Source organism: Curtobacterium sp. SGAir0471, from assembly GCF_005490985.1.
Lineage (GTDB): Bacteria > Actinomycetota > Actinomycetes > Actinomycetales > Microbacteriaceae > Curtobacterium.
Map to the genome: position 1 here is coordinate 1,499,544 of NZ_CP027869.1, position 15,872 is coordinate 1,515,415.

Sequence of the window (15,872 nt, forward strand, 5' to 3'; positions counted from 1 at the left end):
ATCTCCGGGCGTGTTGAGCCACGCTCATCGGATGGACGGTCGCGGGCTCAGAGCCCGAGTCGGAACGCCAGCGGGACGAGCAGCCCGGCGACCCAGACGAGCACCATCACGAGGGCACCGGCCGCGAGCCACCGACGGCGCCGCCGGAGCTTCGGACTCCGGTCCTCGCCCCACATCTGCGCCCGGACCAGGGTGCGGTTCGCCTGCTCGACGACCCTGCGGACCTCGGGGTCGTCCAGTGGCAGCGACCCGGACCGGGCGTGCTCGGCGATCGCCGTCGCTTCCTCGACGGTCAGCTCGTCCTTCGGCATGCGCCCATCGTCGCACCCCGTGGTCGCGGGCGGGAAGAGTCGATCGTCCCCCGGCCTGGACACCACCGCAGCAGCCTCCGGGTACCAACGCAGACATGACCAAACGGTTCCGCGGGAAGATCGTCGTCGTCACGGGTGCCTCGAGCGGCATCGGGAGGGCCGCAGCCCACGAGTTCGCCCGACAGGGCGCCACGCTCGTGCTCGCGGCCCGGGGGGAGCAGTCCCTCGAGGCCGCCGCCGCCGAGTGCCGTGCTCTCGGCGTCGAGGCCGTCGCAATCCCCACCGACGTCGCCGACGAGCACGCCGTGCAGACCCTGGTCACCACCACGACCGCCCGCTTCGGTCGGATCGACGTGTTCGTCGGCAACGCCGCGCTGTTCGTCTACGCGCTGTTCGAGCAGACCCCGACGAAGGCCTTCAAGCGCGTCGTCGACACGAACCTCTACGGACACCTGCACGCGATCACCGCCCTGCTGCCGCACTGGAAGCAGCGTGGGAAGGGGACCTACGTCCTGGTCGGCTCCATCCAGTCGCTGCTGTCCGCGCCGTACCAGTCGGCGTACGTCACCAGCAAGCACGCCGCCCTCGGCCTGGTCGACGTGCTCGGCGACGAGTACGCCGGTACCGGCATCCGGTTCACCGCCCTGCTGCCCTCGACGATCGACACCCCGATCTACCAGAACGGCGCCAACTACACCGGGAAGACCTCGCACCCGCTGCCGCCCACCGTCTCGGTCCAGCGGGCCGGAAGGGCCGTCGTGCAGGCCGCGCTGCACCCGAAGCGCTACCGGTTCGTCGGGCGGGTCCAGGCGTCGCTCGTCCCGCTGCAGTACGTCTTCCCGGGCCTGTTCCACCGGATCACCAAGCCGATGGTCGAGACGTTCGCGCTGCGCGGCAGGGGCGTGCCCAGCGACGGGAACCTCTACGCCCCGGCCGACGCCCACAACGCCACCGACGGCGGCTGGGTCGCGAAGCGCCGTCGCGTCACCCGTCCGCTCGTCTGGGCGGGCATCGCCGCCGTGATCGGCACGGCGCTGCTCGGCCGCCCACGCCGCTGACGCACCGGGGCCACCGCCGGACGGGAGGCACGTGGGGACCCGGTCCGACCGCGCGCCGACCGGGCCACCGCCGGACGGGAGGCGCGGGACCGTCCGGTGCCGTGCCTCCCGTCCGTCGCCTGCTCGCCGTACGCTGAACGGGTGGAGTTCCCGGGGGAGGCGGCCGACGCGCGCGACGCGTCGACCTCTCCGGGGTCACCCCGGGACACGCAGGACCAGCACGACGACACGCCCCGAGCGGGAGAGCGCGCTCCGCGCGCCACGCCGCACGGAGGCACCGACGGGTCCCCCGGGAACCCCACGCCCCTGTCCGTCGTCGCGTCGGCGCTCGCCGACGCGTTCCTGACCGCCGACCGCTGGGCCGTCGACGAACTGACCGCGGCCGGGTACGCCGTCGTCGGCGTGGAGCGCGCCTACGTCGGACGAGCCGTGTCGGCGGCGCTCGACGCGTACCCGCGACCGCCCGCCGACGCGCCCCGCCAGCTCGCCGGGGTGCTCGCCGCGAACCCACGGCTCGCCGCCCTGCACCGCTCCCGCGAGGCCCGGCGTCCGGTCCGCGTCCTCGCCCGACGAGCGACCGCCGTCCGGGCGCGCCCCGTCACCGACAGCCCCCTGCTCGTCGACACGCTCCCGGAGCTCGCGCGGGCGCTCGACGTGACCGTCGGCCGGCTGCTCTGGCTCGCCGACACCCGGGCGTGGAACCGGCACGCCCCGGCGGGCAGTCCCCTCCACCACCTCCGGCACGAGTGGGTCGTCCGCCCCGGGCGGGTCCCGCGGCTGCTCGAGAAGCCGATGGACCTGCTCCGCCGGACCCAGCGGACGGTGCTGGACGGACTGCTCACCCGACTGCCGGTGCACGACGCCGCACACGGCTTCGTGCCCGGCCGCAGCGTCGTCACCGGTGCCGCCGTGCACACGGGCCAGCAGGTCGTGCTCACCGCCGACCTCACCACGTTCTTCGCCACCGTCAGCGCCCCGACGGTCTACGGCGTATTCCGGTCCGCCGGTTTCGCCGAACCGCTCGCGCACGTGCTCACCGGCCTCTGCACCCACCGTGTCCCGCCGCACGTCCTCGCCAGGATGCCCGCCGGTGGGACGCCCGAGGAACGGGCCGCCCTGCGCGAGGCGCTCGCCGTCGCCCACCTGCCGCAGGGTGCGCCCACGTCGCCGGCGCTCGCCAACACGGCGCTCCGGCACCTCGACGCGCGGCTCGCCGGCTGGGCGTCGGCGGCCGGCGGTCGCTACACGCGGTACGCCGACGACCTGACCTTCAGCGGTGACGACCGGCTGGCCGCCCGGTCCGAGGCCTTCCTGCGCGGGGTCGAGCGGATCGTCGCGGACCAGGGCCACCGGCTCAACCCGCACAAGACCCGCGTCCGCCGGAGGGGCACCAGGCAGTCGGTGACGGGTGTCGTGGTCAACGACCTCCCGTCGCCCGGGCGGCGCGAGGTCGACCGCCTGCACGCGGTCCTGCACAACTGCGTCGTGCACGGCCCGGCGTCCCAGGACCGCACCGGCCACCCGGACTTCCGCGCGCACCTGCTCGGTCGGATCGGCTGGGTCGAGCAGGTGCACCCCGGTCGTGCCCGCCGGCTGCGCGAGGAGTTCGCACGCATCCGCTGGTGACCGGTCGGCCAGCGGTGCGGTCGGGCCTGTCCGGAAAGCGAACGTGATCCGCCGGTCCTGAGACGATGCGAGCGTGACTGTGCAGGCAGCGGGGTCCGACCGCCCCACGTTCCGCCGGTTCCGGGTGGAGGCCGCCAGCGAGGACCGGGGCGACGAACTCGACACGATCTACGGGACGGCCGGCGGGATCGACAGCGCCCTCGACACCTTCCGCTACCTCGGCGCCGGCGACACCGAGGTCTCGGTCCGACGTGCCGAGGTCGAGGGGACGCGCGCCGGCACCATGCGGCCCCGCGACGAGCACATCGTCTTCTGGGTCGGGGACGGCAGCGCGACCATCGAGGACCTCGCGACCGGCGACGCACTCGACGTGCAGCCGGGCGTGCCGGTCCTGCTCTCCGGCTCCCGCTCCTACGCCTTCACCGCGGACGTGCGCACGGTGACGATGGTGCACCTGTCCGACCGTGTGCTCCGCCGGGCGCTCGTGCGCCGGGGGCACGTCCCGACGGGTCCGGTCGTCCTCGCGCTCGAGTCGGCGGACGAGTCCGCCCGGCGGACCCTGCGCGACGTGATCCGTGCTCACGGCGGTCCGGTGATGGACGCGGCGCTCGCCGACGCCGCCCGCCAGGCCGTCAACGCCGAGATCGCTGACGCCGTCGTGGCCGCCTTCCCGGTGATCCCGAACGTGGCGCCGACCGCGCGTGGCTCCGCGGCGCGCGCGGTGGAGTGGATCCGCACGCACGCCGACCAGCCCGTGACGCTCCGGGACATCGCGGACGCCGTCGGGATCAGCGAGCGCGGGCTGCAGAACGCGATGCACCGGCGGTTCGGGGAGTCGCCGATGGCGCGGCTGCGCGCCGAGCGGCTCGACGGCGCTCGACGCGACCTCGAGGGCTCCGGCGGTGAGCTCCTGGTGGCCGACGTCGCGCGGCGGTGGCAGTGGGCGCACCTCGGCCGGTTCGCGGCCGCCTACGCCGAGCGGTTCGGCGAGCACCCGAGCGACACCCTCCAGCGGAGTCGGCGGGACGACGCGCTGCGGTGACGCTCGGACGCCGCTCGACGGTGGCGCCGGGACGCCACCCCGGCTAACCTCACCGCCGTGACGACACACCGTGTGACCGCTCCCGAGCCGCCGGCCGACGGCTCGGAGCCGAAGGGCCCGGTCTCGTACTTCCCGAGCATCGAGAAGACGTACGGGCGTCCGGTCCAGGACTGGCTCGACCTCGTCGCGGAGCAGCTCGACGGACACCGGCACATGGAGGTCGTGGCCTGGCTCAAGAACGAGCACGGGTTCGGGCACGGACACGCGAACGCCCTGGTCGGGTACGTCCGGAACGCGCTCGACGCCTGACACGCGGCACCGGTCCCGACCCGCGGCGCCTGGTCCCCCGCACGGGTGCGGGTGTCGGAGGTGCTCCCTACGGTGGCACCGTGGTCGAACCGGTGGACGCGTGGTGGCGGCGGCGACAGTGGTCGCGCGGGGTCGCCGTGCCGTACGCCGTCGGCGAGTTCCGGGCGGCGTGGGCGTCCTGGCCGGTCCTCGTGCGGCAGTACCACCCGGAGTGGAACCACGGCGTGGTGCTCACGCAGGTCCCGCCCGCGGCGGAGGTCCTGTTGACCTGGGAGTGCGACGTCGGACACGTCTTCGTCGCGACTCCGGCCGAGCAGCGTTCCCGCCCCGGTCGGGAACGCCGCAGGTCGGTCTGGTGCCCCGAGTGCCACCTGCAGGCGACCCCGCAGCGGTGGCCGGTGCTCCCCGCGGACTGGCCGGCGGCGGTCCCGCCCCCGCAGCGGGCCGAGCGGGTCCGCGGTCGGCAGACGCTCCCCGCCGCCCCGGCTCGCGGTCCCGTGCCGGCACCGAGTGCGGTACCGACGCAGCTGCCGAGCGGCGCGGTCGCGTCGTCCCGGTCCGGTCCACGGTCCCCGGGTCGCCCGGGCCGGACCGGTGGCATGCGCTCGGCACGACCGGTCCCGCGGTCGGTCTGCCCGAAGACGCCGCGGCTGCCGTCCGGTGACTCCTTCACGAGCGTGTGTGCCCCTGCTCCGGCCTCGGCGGTCGAGGCCGACCTCCGACAGGCACTGCGGGACCGCTTCGCCTTCACGTTCGACCACACCGCGATCCGGCTCGACCGCCCGTTCTTCGACCACGTCGAGGCATGGCCGGACATCGTGCTCCCCGAGCTCCGCGTCGCGATCGAGTACGACAGCACCGGACGCCACGGACTCGAGCACGTCGGGCCGCGGCAGGAGACGGACCGTCGGAAGGACCGGGCCGTCCGCGCGGTGGGGTGGGAGGTCGTGCGGATCCGTACCGGTCGCCTGCCCGCGCTCGGACCGTACGACCTCGAGGTGTCCGGCATCTCCGGTCGGACCGTCGAGCGGCTCGTCGACACGCTGCGGGACCTCCGCGGGCCGCTGTTCGTCGACGCCTACGCGCGCTGACGGCCGGACCGGCGCAGGGTCTCCCGCGGGTACTCCCCGTGGCGCTGCTGGTACGTCGCGGAGAACCGGCCCGCGTGCGCGAAGCCCCACTCGCGCGCGACGTCGGCGATGTTCGTCGTGGCGGGGTCGCCGGCGAGCAGCGCGTCCCGGACCCGGTCGAGCCGGACCTGCCGGATGTAGGCGTTCGGCGACAGCTCGAAGGTCCGTTGGAAGGCGGTCTGCAGGGCACGGAGGCTGAGCGAGGCGACACGCGCCAGGTCGGTGCTCGTGATCGGGAGGTGCGCGTGCTCGTGCACGTACTCGACGGCCCGACGGACGTGCGCGTTGCGGGGGAGCAGGAGCTCGTCGGGGAGCGACGAGCTCACGACCGGGTAGAGCTCCAGCAGCGCGAGCGCCCCGAGCCGCCCCATCTCGGCCTGCAGCAGCGGGGAGGCACGGCGGTCGAGGACCGTGTGCGAGATCAGCTGCACGCTGCTGCGCCACACCGTGAGTGCGCGGTCGTCGGGACGGACGGTGTGGTCCAGCACGAGCTGACCGGGGGCCGTGCCGCGTTCGCCGGCGACCTCCTCGAGCGCAGCGCGGTTCACCTGGACGATGCGCTGCTCGTAGTCGTCGTACGAGAAGGCGGCACCCTGCTGCGGCCAGAGCTGGGGGCGACCGGGCTCCATGACGATCCGGTCGTCGCCGGCGCCGACCGTCGCCGATCCGCGCTTCGTCCACTGGACGACGAAGTCCTCGGACGGGGTCATCACGCCCTCGAGGTGGCCGTCGAACCGGATCGCGCGGATCGACATCGCGGCGTCCCCCACCGCGGAGTAGCGGAAGGCGAACGGCTGCCCGGTCGCGTCGGCGCTCCACTCGTTCCCGGCGTAGGCGGTGGCGAGGAAGTCGCGGGCTTCGTCGAGGTCGGTGCTCTGCGTCTCGACGTCGATGCGGGGCGGCGGTGTCGGGTTCATGGGTCCCGTGCATTCTGTCCGTGCGACGCGGTGTTGTCCGGACAGGCGTGTCCCCGGTCCGGGGGGTGGACGGCCCGTTCCGCGCGGAGCGGATGTCCACCGATCGTCGCCCGGACCGGCGTGGACGTCCGCGAATCGTCGTCGTCCGCCGATCGGCGTCCAGGGCGCCTCGCCGTCTCCTAGCGTCCTGGGTGGAGGAGTGCCGGAACCGCCGGCCCCGCAGACCCGAGGACGAGGACCGTGACCATCACCGCCGCCGAAGTGCACACCGGACCGAGGACCGCCCGCGACGCCGTCTCGTCGGCCGCGCGACGACGAGCAGCCGGAGCGGGCGCCGACCCGGTGTTCTCCGAGGTCCGCGGAGCCCGTCGTCTGCACGGCCTGCAGGTCGCCGCGGTGACGACCGGGCTGGTGTCGGTCACCGTCGCCGTCTCCGCCGCGATCGTGCTCGGACTCTCCGCATGAGCATCCCGCGCAACGAGCTCGGCATCCGCGGCTCCCGGCTGTCGCGCGGGACCCGCGCGCTGCCCGGTGCGGACCGCTCCGTGGCCGACACCCTGCTGCCGGTGCGCCGGTCAGCCGCGGCGGATGCCCCGACCCAGCCGATCGACATGCGCGCCCTGCTCGCGGAGGCGCTCGACGCGCCGAGCGTCTCCGCTCGCTAGGCTCGCGGAACCGACCACCGGGAAGCCCATGACCCTCCTCACCCTCACCCCCTCCACCCGCGAGACCGCCGCGCAGCGCAGGGCGTCGACCGCCGCGGACACGCTCTTCACCCGGCACGGCGTGACACCCGTGACGATGGACGACATCGCGGTCGAGGCCGGGCTCGCCCTCGACGAGCTCACCGCGGCCTACCCGTCGAAGCGTGCGCTCGTGGTCGCCGTGCTGCAGCGGTGGCACGGCGCCTGGCGTCGGGCACTCGACGGCATCGCCCGCGCATCCGACGACCCGCGGGACGAGGTCCTCGGTGTCTTCGGGTACCTCGAGCAGTGCTTCGCGGACGAGGGGTGGCGCGGCTGCGCGTTCATCAACGGCCACGCCGAGCTCGGGCGGACCGACCCGGCGATCGCCGAGCTCGCGCAGGCGCACTTCGCCGACGTCGAGGCGCACCTGACGCAGCTGTGCGCGCGCGCCGGGGTGCCGTCGCACGTGGCGCAGGCGCTGTCGTTGCTCGTCGAGGGAGCCCGGGTCGAGTCGGCCGTGCAACGGTCAGCGCAGCCCGCTCGTGCCGCCCGCCTCGGCGCGGCGATGCTGCTGTCCGTCTACGAGGCGCACCCCGCTGCCTGACGCCGTCCGGAGGGGTACGAGCCCGGGGTACAGGAGCCTGTGTCCAGCGCGATCCGGACGGTAGGAACGAAGGATGACAGCGACCGCCTTCTGCCTGCACGCGCTGGGCTCGAGCGCCGAGGAGTTCGCCCTCCTCCGCTCCGAGCTCGCCGGCACCCTCGACCTCGTCGGGATCGACCTGCCCGGGTTCGGCCGGAGCCCGGCGTCCGGCGGCACGACGGTCGAGGAGATGGCCGTGCTGGTCGAGCGGGCGATCGGCGCGAGCGGTGCCACCGAGTGGGCGATCGTCGGCCACTCGATGGGCGGCAAGGTCGCGACCGTCGTCGCCGACCGCACCGTCTCCGGCGCGAACGGCCTGTTCGGACTGCGCGCCGTCGTGCTCCTGGCCGCCTCGCCCCTGGCGCCCGAGCCGATGGACGAGAGCCGTCGTGCGTCGATGCTCTCCTGGGCTGCGGACGGTCCGATCGAGCCGCACCACGCGGCAGCGTTCGTCGACGCGAACACCGCAGCCGTCCTGCCGCCCGCCCGCCACGAGCAGGCCGTGCAGGACGTGCAGCGCACCGACCCGCGGGCCTGGCGTGACTGGCTGCTCCGCGGCAGCCGCGAGGACTGGTCGACGACGGCCGAGCCGAACCCGGTCCCGACGCTCGTGCTCGCCGGTGCCGAGGACGGCGACCTGGCCGCGGACGCGCAGCGTCGCCTGACCATGCCGCACTGGCCGGCCGCCGAACTGCACGAGGTCGCCGGCGCCGCGCACCTGCTGCCGTGGGAGCGCCCGGTGGAGGTCGCCGCGCTCGTCGGGGACTTCTGGACCCGCCGGATCGCACACGGCCCGGTGGTCCCCGCCGACCAGGCGCGGGTCATCGCCTCGCCGCGCGTGAGCGCCAGGACCCGCGGGGTGCTGGCCGTCCGCGCGCTGCCCGACGACCCCGCCGCGACCCCGGACGCCCTGACGCCGCGACAGCTCGACGTGCTCCGGGCCGTCGCGCGCATCGTCGTGCCGCAGCCGGGCGAGGGCGAGGTGGACCTCGCGCTCCGGACGGACCGCCAGCTCGCGGCGGGGCAGGGTGACGGGTGGCGGCCGGACGGCATGCCGACCGACGTCGACGCCTACCGCGGCGCACTCGACGTGCTCGCGGCGGTGTCCGCCGACGACCTGGCCGCAGCGCTCGAGGACGTCGCAGCCGGCCGGTACCGGTCGGACGGCGCGCTCGACGCCGAGCAGCTCCGCATCTGGTTCGAGGACGCGAGCGTGGACCTGGTGAAGCAGTGGCTCGCCCACCCCGCGACCATGTCCGAGATCGACTACGACGGCTTCGCCAACGGCGGCGACGGCGTCCGGAAGCAGGGCTTCCAGCTGCTCGGAGCCGGGCAGCGGGAAGCGTGGGAACCCGAGGGAGCAGGACGATGAGACTCGACGCACAGCGCCACCACCAGGACGACGAGGTCGTCGACGTCGTCGTCGTCGGGACGGGCGCGGGCGGCGCACCGCTGACCGCCCGGCTCGCCCGCGAGGGCCTGACCGTGGTCGCCTTCGAGGCCGGCCGGAACACCGAGCCCGGCGACCACACCCCGGACGAGGTCGAGGCACCGGCGGACATCAACTGGATGGACGAGCGGATCAGCGGGGGAGCCGCGCCGACGGCCTTCGGTCCGAACAACAGCGGCACGGGCGTCGGCGGGTCGACCCTGCACTGGGGCGCGTTCACCCCGCGTCCGAGCACGCACGACCTGCGCCTGCGCACCGAGAGCGGACAGGGCGAGGACTGGCCGGTCGACCACGCCGAGCTCACCGCGTACATCGAGCGCGTCGAGCACGAGGTGGGCGTCGCGGGCCCGGAGCACTACCCGTGGGACCCGGACCGCCGCTACCGGATGGGACCGCCGGCGCGGAACGCCTCGTCGGACATGATGATGCGCGGGACCGCGGCGCTCGGGATCACGGCGACGGACGCTCCGGTCGCGCTGACGACCGAGGACCGGGTGCAGGAGCACCACGGTCTGCGCCAGGCCTGCGTGTCCTGCGGTTCGTGCCACCAGGGCTGCCGCAACGGCTCGAAGGTGTCGATGGACACCACGTACCTGCCCGCAGCCGTCGCGTTCGGTGCCGAGATCCGTCCGGACTCCTTCGTGCACGGCATCGAGCTCGACGCCGACGGCCGGGTGTGCGCCGTGCTCTACACGCGCGACGGCCGGGAGCGTCGGCAGCGGTGCCGCTCCCTCGTGCTGGCCGCCGGCGGGGTGGAGACGCCGCGCCTGCTCCTGCACACCGGCCTGGCGAACAGCAGCGGCCAGGTCGGTCGCAACTTCACCGCGCACGGAGCGACCCAGGTGTGGGCGACCTTCGACGAGTCGATGCGCTCGTACCGCGGCTACCCGTCGTCGATCATCACCGAGGACTTCGTCCGACCGACCGACGCGGACTTCGCGGGCGGCTACCTGATCCAGAGCCTCGGCGTCCAGCCGCTGACCTTCGCGACCACGCTGGTGCGGGGCGGGGGGCTCCGGGGCGCCGAGCTCGTGAAGGCGATGCGGGACTACCCGCGGATGGCCGGGGTCGGCATCAACGCCGAGTGCCTGCCGTACGACGACAACCGGCTGGTGCTCTCCGACGACCTCGACGAGCACGGGGTGCCCCGTGCCCGCGTGACCTTCTCGCCGGGGTCGAACGAGGACGCCATCCGCGCCCACGCGGTCCGCACGATGACGGCGATCGTCGAGGCGGCCGGCGGCACCGACGTGCGGGTCCTCGAGCGGACCGCGCACACGATCGGCACCGCCCGGATGGGCTCCGACGCCGGGTCGTCGGTCGTCGACCCCGCGGGTCGGTCGTGGGACGTGCCGAACCTGTGGGTGTGCGACAACTCGGTGTTCCCGAGCGCCGTCATCGCGAACCCCGCGCTCACGATCATGGCGCTGTCGCTGCGCACCGCCGACCGGTTCCTGCGCGACGACCCGGCGGCAGACCGGCAGCGCGCCACCGCGGCGGCGGCCTGACGACCACCGTGGCGCCCTGACGTGCACCATCGCGGTCTGAGGGGAGCGGTGCTGCGCGCACCCCGCACCCGTGCTGCGCCAGCGTCTCGCCGGCGCGGCACGGCCCTCACCCGCGGAGCGCCAGTGCCTCGCTCGTCCACCGGGCGTGCAGCGTCCAGGGGTCGCCCACCCCGGCCGCGACCCGCGCGACGTGGTCGAGCAGCGCGGGCGTCGTCCGGAACCACTCCGTCCCGGGGAACCGGTCGTCGGCGAACGCCGTGTGCCGCCGTCGCTCGAGGTGCCGGTCGCCGCGCTCGAGCGCCAGGAGCTCCTGGTGCGGCACCGCCGCGAGGCGCTGCCGCGGGTTCGCGGTCGTCCCGATCTTCACCCGGTCACCGAAGTCGTCCCGCTGCCGCAGGTAGTAGACGACGTCGACGCGCGGCGGGGGCAGCTCGCCGTCCGGGACGTCGCCCCACGGCCACTCGCACGTGCCGCAGAGCACGGCGCTCGGCCAGCGCACGCCGACCCGCGAGCCGCACACCGGGCAGGGCCCCGGCAGGGCGTCCTCGGTGCCGACGTGCTCGGCCGCCGCGTCGGCGACCAGGGTCACGTGTCCGCCGCAGAGCGGCAGGACGGCGGCGAAGCCGTCGGCGCACGGCGCGTCGCAACCGGGGACGCAGCACGTGGGGACGGCGGGAGGGGTGACCACCCGTCGGACGCTAGCGCGCGCCACCGACGTGCCCCGGGCCTCCAGGCCGAGCCGCGGACCACGCCGCCACGGACCGGGCCCTGTCGCTCAGTCCGCGAAGATCACGCCGACGGGCTCGCGCTTCTCCTCCTGGAACCGGTCCTCGGCGCGGCCGAGCGCCCAGTAGGCCGACAGCGACATCTCCGCCTTCTCGAGGCCCCACTCGTCCTGCAGCAGCCGGCGGAGCGCCTTGACCGCGGTCCGCTCGCCGTGCGCGAAGACCTGCACCGGCCGGGAGGCACGGGGCAGTCCGCGAGCGGCCTCCACCAGCAGCGTGCCCGGCTCGGCGCCGGTGGCGTCGCGGTGCAGCCACCGCAGGTCGACACCGACCGGGTGGTCGAGCGGCTGCTCGTCGGCCGCGCCGCCGACCTCGACGAGCGCGACGCCGCGGGCGTCGGTCGGCATCGCGGCGAGGGCGGCGCCGATCGCGGGGAGCGCGCTGTCGTCGCCCAGCAGCACGTGCGTGATCGCCGGGTCCTGCGACGGGACGTACCCGCCACCGGGACCGGACAGCGCGAGCAGGTCACCGGGCTGCGCGGCGGCGGCCCACGGTCCGGCGAGGCCCTGGTCGCCGTGGACGACGAAGTCGATCGCGATCGTGCCGGCGGCGTGGTCGACCGAGCGCACCGTGTAGGTGCGGCGCGCGGGTCGCTCGTGCTTCGGCAGGGTCTCGCGCAGTGCCTCGAGGTCGTAGGGCGGGGTCAGGCCGCTCGACGGCGGCGCGAGCAGGAGCTTCACGTACTTGTCGGTGGCGGCGAGCCGGTCCGGGTCGGCGCCGTCGACGAAGCCCCGGAAGGCCGGACCACCCAGGTGCACGCGCACCATGTGCGGGGTCAGGCGCTCCGTCCGCTCGACGACGAAGACGTGCTGGGTGCGCTTGGGGCTCATCCTGGGATTCCTCTTCCGGTGCTCGACCTTGTCAGCTACTGAGGTTAGCCTCACCTCATGAGTCCGACCGTGACGCCGTTCTCCGAGCTCCTGCGCCGGCGCTCCCGCAGCGCTGCGGCCCCGGCCGTGTGGACCGGCGGTGCGCACGACCTGCTCGCGGGGGAGTGCGACGTCGCGGACTACGCCGACCTGCTCGGACAGTACGCCGTCGTGTACGACGCCCTCGAGCGTGCGGCCGAGCGGATGGCGGACCACCCCGTCGCCGCGCCGTTCGTCACGACGCAGCTCACCCGGATGCCCGCCATCCGCGCCGACCTCGAGTACCTGGTCGGTCCGGACTGGTCCGAGCTCTGCTGCCCGACACCCGCGACCACCGCCTACGTCCGCCGCCTGTGCGCCGTCGCGGCGACCTCGCCCGGGGCGTTCGTGGCGCACCACTACACGCGCTACCTCGGCGACCTGACGGGCGGCCCCACCCTGGCGCGGCTGCTCGAGGACCGGTTCGGCTTCGACACCAACGGAGTGCTCTTCACGATCTTCGACCAGGTCGCCGACCCCGCGGCGTTCGAGGACACCTACCGGGCCCAGCTCGACGCCGCGCCGTGGTCGGACGCGGAGCGCGAGGCCGTGCTCGCCGAGGTCGACCTGGCTGCGAGCCTGGACCGGGCGCTCGTGGCGTCGGTGCGTCGCCCCGGGGCCGGGGGCGACCGGACCGCGGCGCTGCTCCCCGCCTGACCGCGCCCGCGGCACGGTCGCTGCGAGCCGATCTCCCGCAGCATGGCGGTCCGTCCGGACGGTCGTCGTCACGGGTGTGCGTGCGCCGGTACAGTGCTGGAGACCCGGGACGTGCTCCCGGCGCAACGTGAGAGGAACCCATGACGGCGATCGACGGATCGACGCGCCACGGGCGCGCACGGGACGACGTCAGCGGCGCGGTCGACAGCGACCTGCGCGCGGACGTCCGGTACCTCGGCAACCTGCTCGGACGGGTGCTGCGGGAGACCGGGGGCGACGAGCTGCTGCACGACGTCGAGAGCCTGCGCGCCGCGGTCATCGACGCGTACGAGGGCTCCGACAGCGAGGGCGCCGCCCGCGCCGAGGCGATCGTCGCCGGCATGTCCGCCGAGCGGGCCGAGGCCGTCGCCCAGGCGTTCACGACCTACTTCCACCTGACGAACCTGGCCGAGGAGCACCACCGCGTCCGTGTCCTCCGTGCCCGCGGTGACGACGGGGGACTGCCGGGCGACTCGTTCCCCGCCACCTACGCCTCGCTCGTCGAGCAGGTCGGTGCCGACGAGGCCGCCGCACGCCTGGCCGACCTCCGGTTCCACCCGGTGCTCACGGCCCACCCGACCGAGGCCCGCCGCCGCGCGGTCACCACGGCCGTCCGGCGCATCACGGACCTGATCGACGAGCGCGACCGCTCCCGGAACGCCACCGCGCGCGCCGAGAACGAGCGTCGACTGCTCGAGGAGATCACGACGCTGCTGCGCACCTCGCCGCTCCGCACGACCCGTCCGACCCCGCTCGACGAGGTCCGCACGGCGATGAGCGTGTTCGACCAGACCCTGTTCGAGATCGTGCCGCAGGTCTACCGCCTGCTCGACGACCGGCTGCTCGGCGACGACGCCGGCCGGGTCCCGGTGACCGCCCCGGCCTTCGTGCGCTTCGGCACCTGGATCGGTGGAGACCGCGACGGCAACCCGCACGTGACCGCCGCCGTCACCAAGCAGGCCGCCGACATCGCCGCCGAGCACATCCTGCTCGGCCTCGCCCGCGCCGCGACCCGCATCGGCTCGGCGCTGACGCTCGACGCCGCCGAGACCCCCGCGGACGCCGGGCTGCAGGCCCTCGTGGCCGCCCAGGAGCAGCTCGACCCGGGCATCGCCGAGCGCATCGGCGTCCGCGCCCCGAACGAGACCCACCGCCGCGCACTGCTCTTCGTCGCCGCCCGCATCCGTGCGACCCGCCGCGGACAGGACGGCCTGGCGTACGGCGGCCCCGAGGAGCTCCTCGCCGACCTCCGGGTCATCCAGGCGTCGCTCGTGGCCGCCGGTGCCGTCCGGACGGCGAACGGTGAACTGCAGAACCTGGTGTGGCAGGTCGAGACGTTCGGGTTCCACCTCGCCGAGCTCGAGGTGCGCCAGCACTCCCAGGTGCACCGCAACGCGCTGGCGGAGATCCGTGCCGGCGGCGAGCTGAGCGACACGACCGAAGAGGTCCTCTCGGTGTTCCGCACGGTGGCCGACCTGCAGCAGCGCTACGGCGTCCGTGCCGCGCACCGCTACATCGTCTCCTTCACGCAGTCGGCCGCCGACCTGGCGAACGTGCACGAGCTCGCCCGTGCCGCCTGCGGTGACGGCGCGCCCGTGCTCGACGTCATCCCGCTGTTCGAGACCTTCGCCGACCTGCACGCGAGCGTCGACATCCTCGACGAGGCCGTGCGCACCGAGCCCTTCCAGCGGCGGCTCGCGGCGACCGGGCGTCGGCTCGAGGTCATGCTCGGCTACTCGGACTCGTCGAAGGACGTCGGCCCGGTGTCGGCGAACCTGGCGCTCTACGACGCACAGGCCCGGATCGCCGACTGGGCTCGCGACAACGACGTCGAGCTGACGCTGTTCCACGGCCGCGGCGGATCGCTCGGCCGCGGCGGTGGACCGGCGAACGAGGCCGTCCTCGCACAGCCGCCGGGCTCGATCGACGGGCGGCTCAAGCTCACCGAGCAGGGCGAGGTCATCTTCGCCCAGTACGGCGACCAGGACATCGCGGCCCGACACCTCGAGCAGATGGCCTCGGCCACGCTGTTCGCGTCGTCGCCGTCGAACGAGGAGCGCACGGCTGCAGCGGCGACCCGCTTCGCCGGCCTCGCGCAGCAGCTCGACGACGTCTCGCGCGGCGCCTTCTACGACCTGGTCAAGGCCGACGGGTTCGCGCCCTGGTTCGCCCGCGTCACCCCGATGGAGGAGATCGGCCTCCTGCCGCTCGGCTCCCGACCGGCCCGACGCGGCCTGAGCGTCGAGTCGCTCGAGGACCTCCGGGCGATCCCGTGGGTGTTCTCGTGGACGCAGGCCCGTATCAACCTCGCCGGCTGGTACGGCCTGGGCTCCGCACTCGAGGCCGTCGGCGACGTCGACGCCCTCCGCGCCGCCTACGCCGAGTGGCCGCTGTTCGGCGCGATGATCAAGAACGTCGAGATGTCGCTCGCGAAGACCGACGAGCAGATCGCCCGTCGCTACCTCGAGCTCGCCGACCGCGACGACCTCGCCGCGAAGGTGCTCGACGAGATGCTCCGCACCCGCGAGTGGGTGCTGCGGGTGTCCGGTGGCAGCGACGTGCTCGAGGACCGCCCGGTGCTCGCGCGGGCCGTGCGCCTGCGCAGCCCGTACGTCGACGCGCTCTCGCACCTGCAGCTCCGCGCCCTGCGGGCGATCCGCACCTCCGGCAGCACAGACCCGACGGACAGTGACCACCGGCTGCTCCTGCTCACCGTCAACGGGGTGGCGGCCGGCCTGCAGAACACGGGCTGAGCCCGGCGCGACCCGGTGACGGACTGGAGGCGCGGTGCCGGCTGGCACCG

General features: G+C 74.5%; 16 protein-coding genes. 12 read left to right on the forward strand and 4 right to left on the reverse strand.

Annotated features, from left to right (window positions below):
* Positions 1 to 47 precede the first annotated feature (47 nt).
* Positions 48 to 311 (reverse strand): hypothetical protein, encoded by a 264-nt coding sequence (locus tag C1N91_RS16680; protein WP_126892260.1) that lies wholly within the window; start codon positions 309 to 311, stop codon positions 48 to 50.
* Positions 312 to 406: 95 nt separating this feature from the next.
* On the opposite strand from C1N91_RS16680, the gene C1N91_RS06880 reads away from it, so the two are divergent.
* From C1N91_RS06880 to C1N91_RS06900, 5 genes are all read left to right on the forward strand, one after another.
* Positions 407 to 1,369 carry an SDR family NAD(P)-dependent oxidoreductase gene (locus C1N91_RS06880; protein ID WP_175415943.1) on the forward strand — a complete coding sequence of 321 codons (963 nt, stop codon included), beginning with the start codon at positions 407 to 409 and terminating at the stop codon, positions 1,367 to 1,369.
* 141 nt (positions 1,370 to 1,510) lie between these two features.
* Positions 1,511 to 2,995, forward strand: coding sequence for a reverse transcriptase family protein (locus tag C1N91_RS06885; protein WP_137767135.1), 1,485 nt, complete (start codon positions 1,511 to 1,513; stop codon positions 2,993 to 2,995).
* 73 nt (positions 2,996 to 3,068) lie between these two features.
* Positions 3,069 to 4,037, forward strand: coding sequence for a helix-turn-helix transcriptional regulator (locus C1N91_RS06890; protein ID WP_137767136.1), 969 nt, complete (start codon positions 3,069 to 3,071; stop codon positions 4,035 to 4,037).
* A 57-nt stretch (positions 4,038 to 4,094) separates the two neighbouring features.
* Complete coding sequence (locus C1N91_RS06895; protein ID WP_137767137.1) at positions 4,095 to 4,346, forward strand: DUF4287 domain-containing protein; 252 nt, start codon at positions 4,095 to 4,097, stop codon at positions 4,344 to 4,346.
* Positions 4,347 to 4,426: 80 nt separating this feature from the next.
* Positions 4,427 to 5,437, forward strand: coding sequence for a hypothetical protein (locus tag C1N91_RS06900; RefSeq protein WP_137767138.1), 1,011 nt, complete (start codon positions 4,427 to 4,429; stop codon positions 5,435 to 5,437).
* Here C1N91_RS06900 and C1N91_RS06905 read toward each other — a convergent pair.
* Positions 5,425 to 6,393, reverse strand: a complete 969-nt coding sequence (locus C1N91_RS06905) for an AraC family transcriptional regulator (RefSeq protein WP_137767139.1) — start codon at positions 6,391 to 6,393, stop codon at positions 5,425 to 5,427. The two genes, C1N91_RS06900 and C1N91_RS06905, sit on opposite strands and share 13 nt — an antisense overlap.
* 240 nt (positions 6,394 to 6,633) lie before the next feature.
* On the opposite strand from C1N91_RS06905, the gene C1N91_RS06910 reads away from it, so the two are divergent.
* The 5 genes from C1N91_RS06910 (at position 6,634) to C1N91_RS06930 (ending at position 10,680) form a co-directional block, all read left to right on the forward strand.
* A complete protein-coding gene (locus C1N91_RS06910; protein WP_137767140.1) occupies positions 6,634 to 6,858 on the forward strand; it encodes a hypothetical protein in 225 nt (74 codons plus the stop codon).
* Complete coding sequence (locus C1N91_RS06915; protein ID WP_137767141.1) at positions 6,855 to 7,058, forward strand: hypothetical protein; 204 nt, start codon at positions 6,855 to 6,857, stop codon at positions 7,056 to 7,058. Before C1N91_RS06910 ends, C1N91_RS06915 begins: the two co-directional genes overlap by 4 nt.
* Positions 7,059 to 7,086: 28 nt before the next feature.
* Complete coding sequence (locus C1N91_RS06920; RefSeq protein ID WP_175415944.1) at positions 7,087 to 7,683, forward strand: TetR/AcrR family transcriptional regulator; 597 nt, start codon at positions 7,087 to 7,089, stop codon at positions 7,681 to 7,683.
* Positions 7,684 to 7,756: 73 nt separating this feature from the next.
* Positions 7,757 to 9,094: an alpha/beta fold hydrolase gene (locus C1N91_RS06925; RefSeq protein WP_137767143.1), complete on the forward strand. Its 1,338-nt coding sequence runs from the start codon at positions 7,757 to 7,759 to the stop codon at positions 9,092 to 9,094.
* The gene (locus tag C1N91_RS06930) at positions 9,091 to 10,680 is read left to right on the forward strand and encodes a GMC family oxidoreductase (protein ID WP_137767144.1); all 1,590 of its coding nucleotides are present in this window, start codon (positions 9,091 to 9,093) and stop codon (positions 10,678 to 10,680) included. Before C1N91_RS06925 ends, C1N91_RS06930 begins: the two co-directional genes overlap by 4 nt.
* Positions 10,681 to 10,786: 106 nt before the next feature.
* On the opposite strand, the gene C1N91_RS06935 is transcribed toward C1N91_RS06930, so the two are convergent.
* Positions 10,787 to 11,368, reverse strand: coding sequence for a GIY-YIG nuclease family protein (locus C1N91_RS06935; protein WP_175415945.1), 582 nt, complete (start codon positions 11,366 to 11,368; stop codon positions 10,787 to 10,789).
* A gap of 87 nt (positions 11,369 to 11,455) precedes the next feature.
* Positions 11,456 to 12,295, reverse strand: a complete 840-nt coding sequence (locus C1N91_RS06940) for a siderophore-interacting protein (RefSeq protein WP_137767145.1) — start codon at positions 12,293 to 12,295, stop codon at positions 11,456 to 11,458.
* Between the two features lie 57 nt (positions 12,296 to 12,352).
* On the opposite strand from C1N91_RS06940, the gene C1N91_RS06945 reads away from it, so the two are divergent.
* Positions 12,353 to 13,030 (forward strand): biliverdin-producing heme oxygenase, encoded by a 678-nt coding sequence (locus C1N91_RS06945; RefSeq protein WP_137767146.1) that lies wholly within the window; start codon positions 12,353 to 12,355, stop codon positions 13,028 to 13,030.
* A gap of 140 nt (positions 13,031 to 13,170) precedes the next feature.
* Positions 13,171 to 15,822, forward strand: a complete 2,652-nt coding sequence (locus C1N91_RS06950) for a phosphoenolpyruvate carboxylase (RefSeq protein ID WP_137767147.1) — start codon at positions 13,171 to 13,173, stop codon at positions 15,820 to 15,822.
* Positions 15,823 to 15,872: the final 50 nt, after the last annotated feature.

Excerpts from the sequence above, each read along its gene's own strand:
- C1N91_RS16680 (WP_126892260.1), bottom strand. The coding sequence starts at position 311 with ATGCCGAAGGACGAGCTGACCGTCGAGGAAGCGACGGCGATCGCCGAG.
- C1N91_RS06880 (WP_175415943.1), top strand. The coding sequence starts at position 407 with ATGACCAAACGGTTCCGCGGGAAGATCGTCGTCGTCACGGGTGCCTCG.
- C1N91_RS06905 (WP_137767139.1), bottom strand. The coding sequence starts at position 6,393 with ATGAACCCGACACCGCCGCCCCGCATCGACGTCGAGACGCAGAGCACC.
- C1N91_RS06915 (WP_137767141.1), top strand. The coding sequence starts at position 6,855 with ATGAGCATCCCGCGCAACGAGCTCGGCATCCGCGGCTCCCGGCTGTCG.
- C1N91_RS06920 (WP_175415944.1), top strand. The coding sequence starts at position 7,087 with ATGACCCTCCTCACCCTCACCCCCTCCACCCGCGAGACCGCCGCGCAG.
- C1N91_RS06925 (WP_137767143.1), top strand. The coding sequence starts at position 7,757 with ATGACAGCGACCGCCTTCTGCCTGCACGCGCTGGGCTCGAGCGCCGAG.
- C1N91_RS06930 (WP_137767144.1), top strand. The coding sequence starts at position 9,091 with ATGAGACTCGACGCACAGCGCCACCACCAGGACGACGAGGTCGTCGAC.
- C1N91_RS06940 (WP_137767145.1), bottom strand. The coding sequence starts at position 12,295 with ATGAGCCCCAAGCGCACCCAGCACGTCTTCGTCGTCGAGCGGACGGAG.
- C1N91_RS06945 (WP_137767146.1), top strand. The coding sequence starts at position 12,353 with ATGAGTCCGACCGTGACGCCGTTCTCCGAGCTCCTGCGCCGGCGCTCC.
- C1N91_RS06950 (WP_137767147.1), top strand. The coding sequence starts at position 13,171 with ATGACGGCGATCGACGGATCGACGCGCCACGGGCGCGCACGGGACGAC.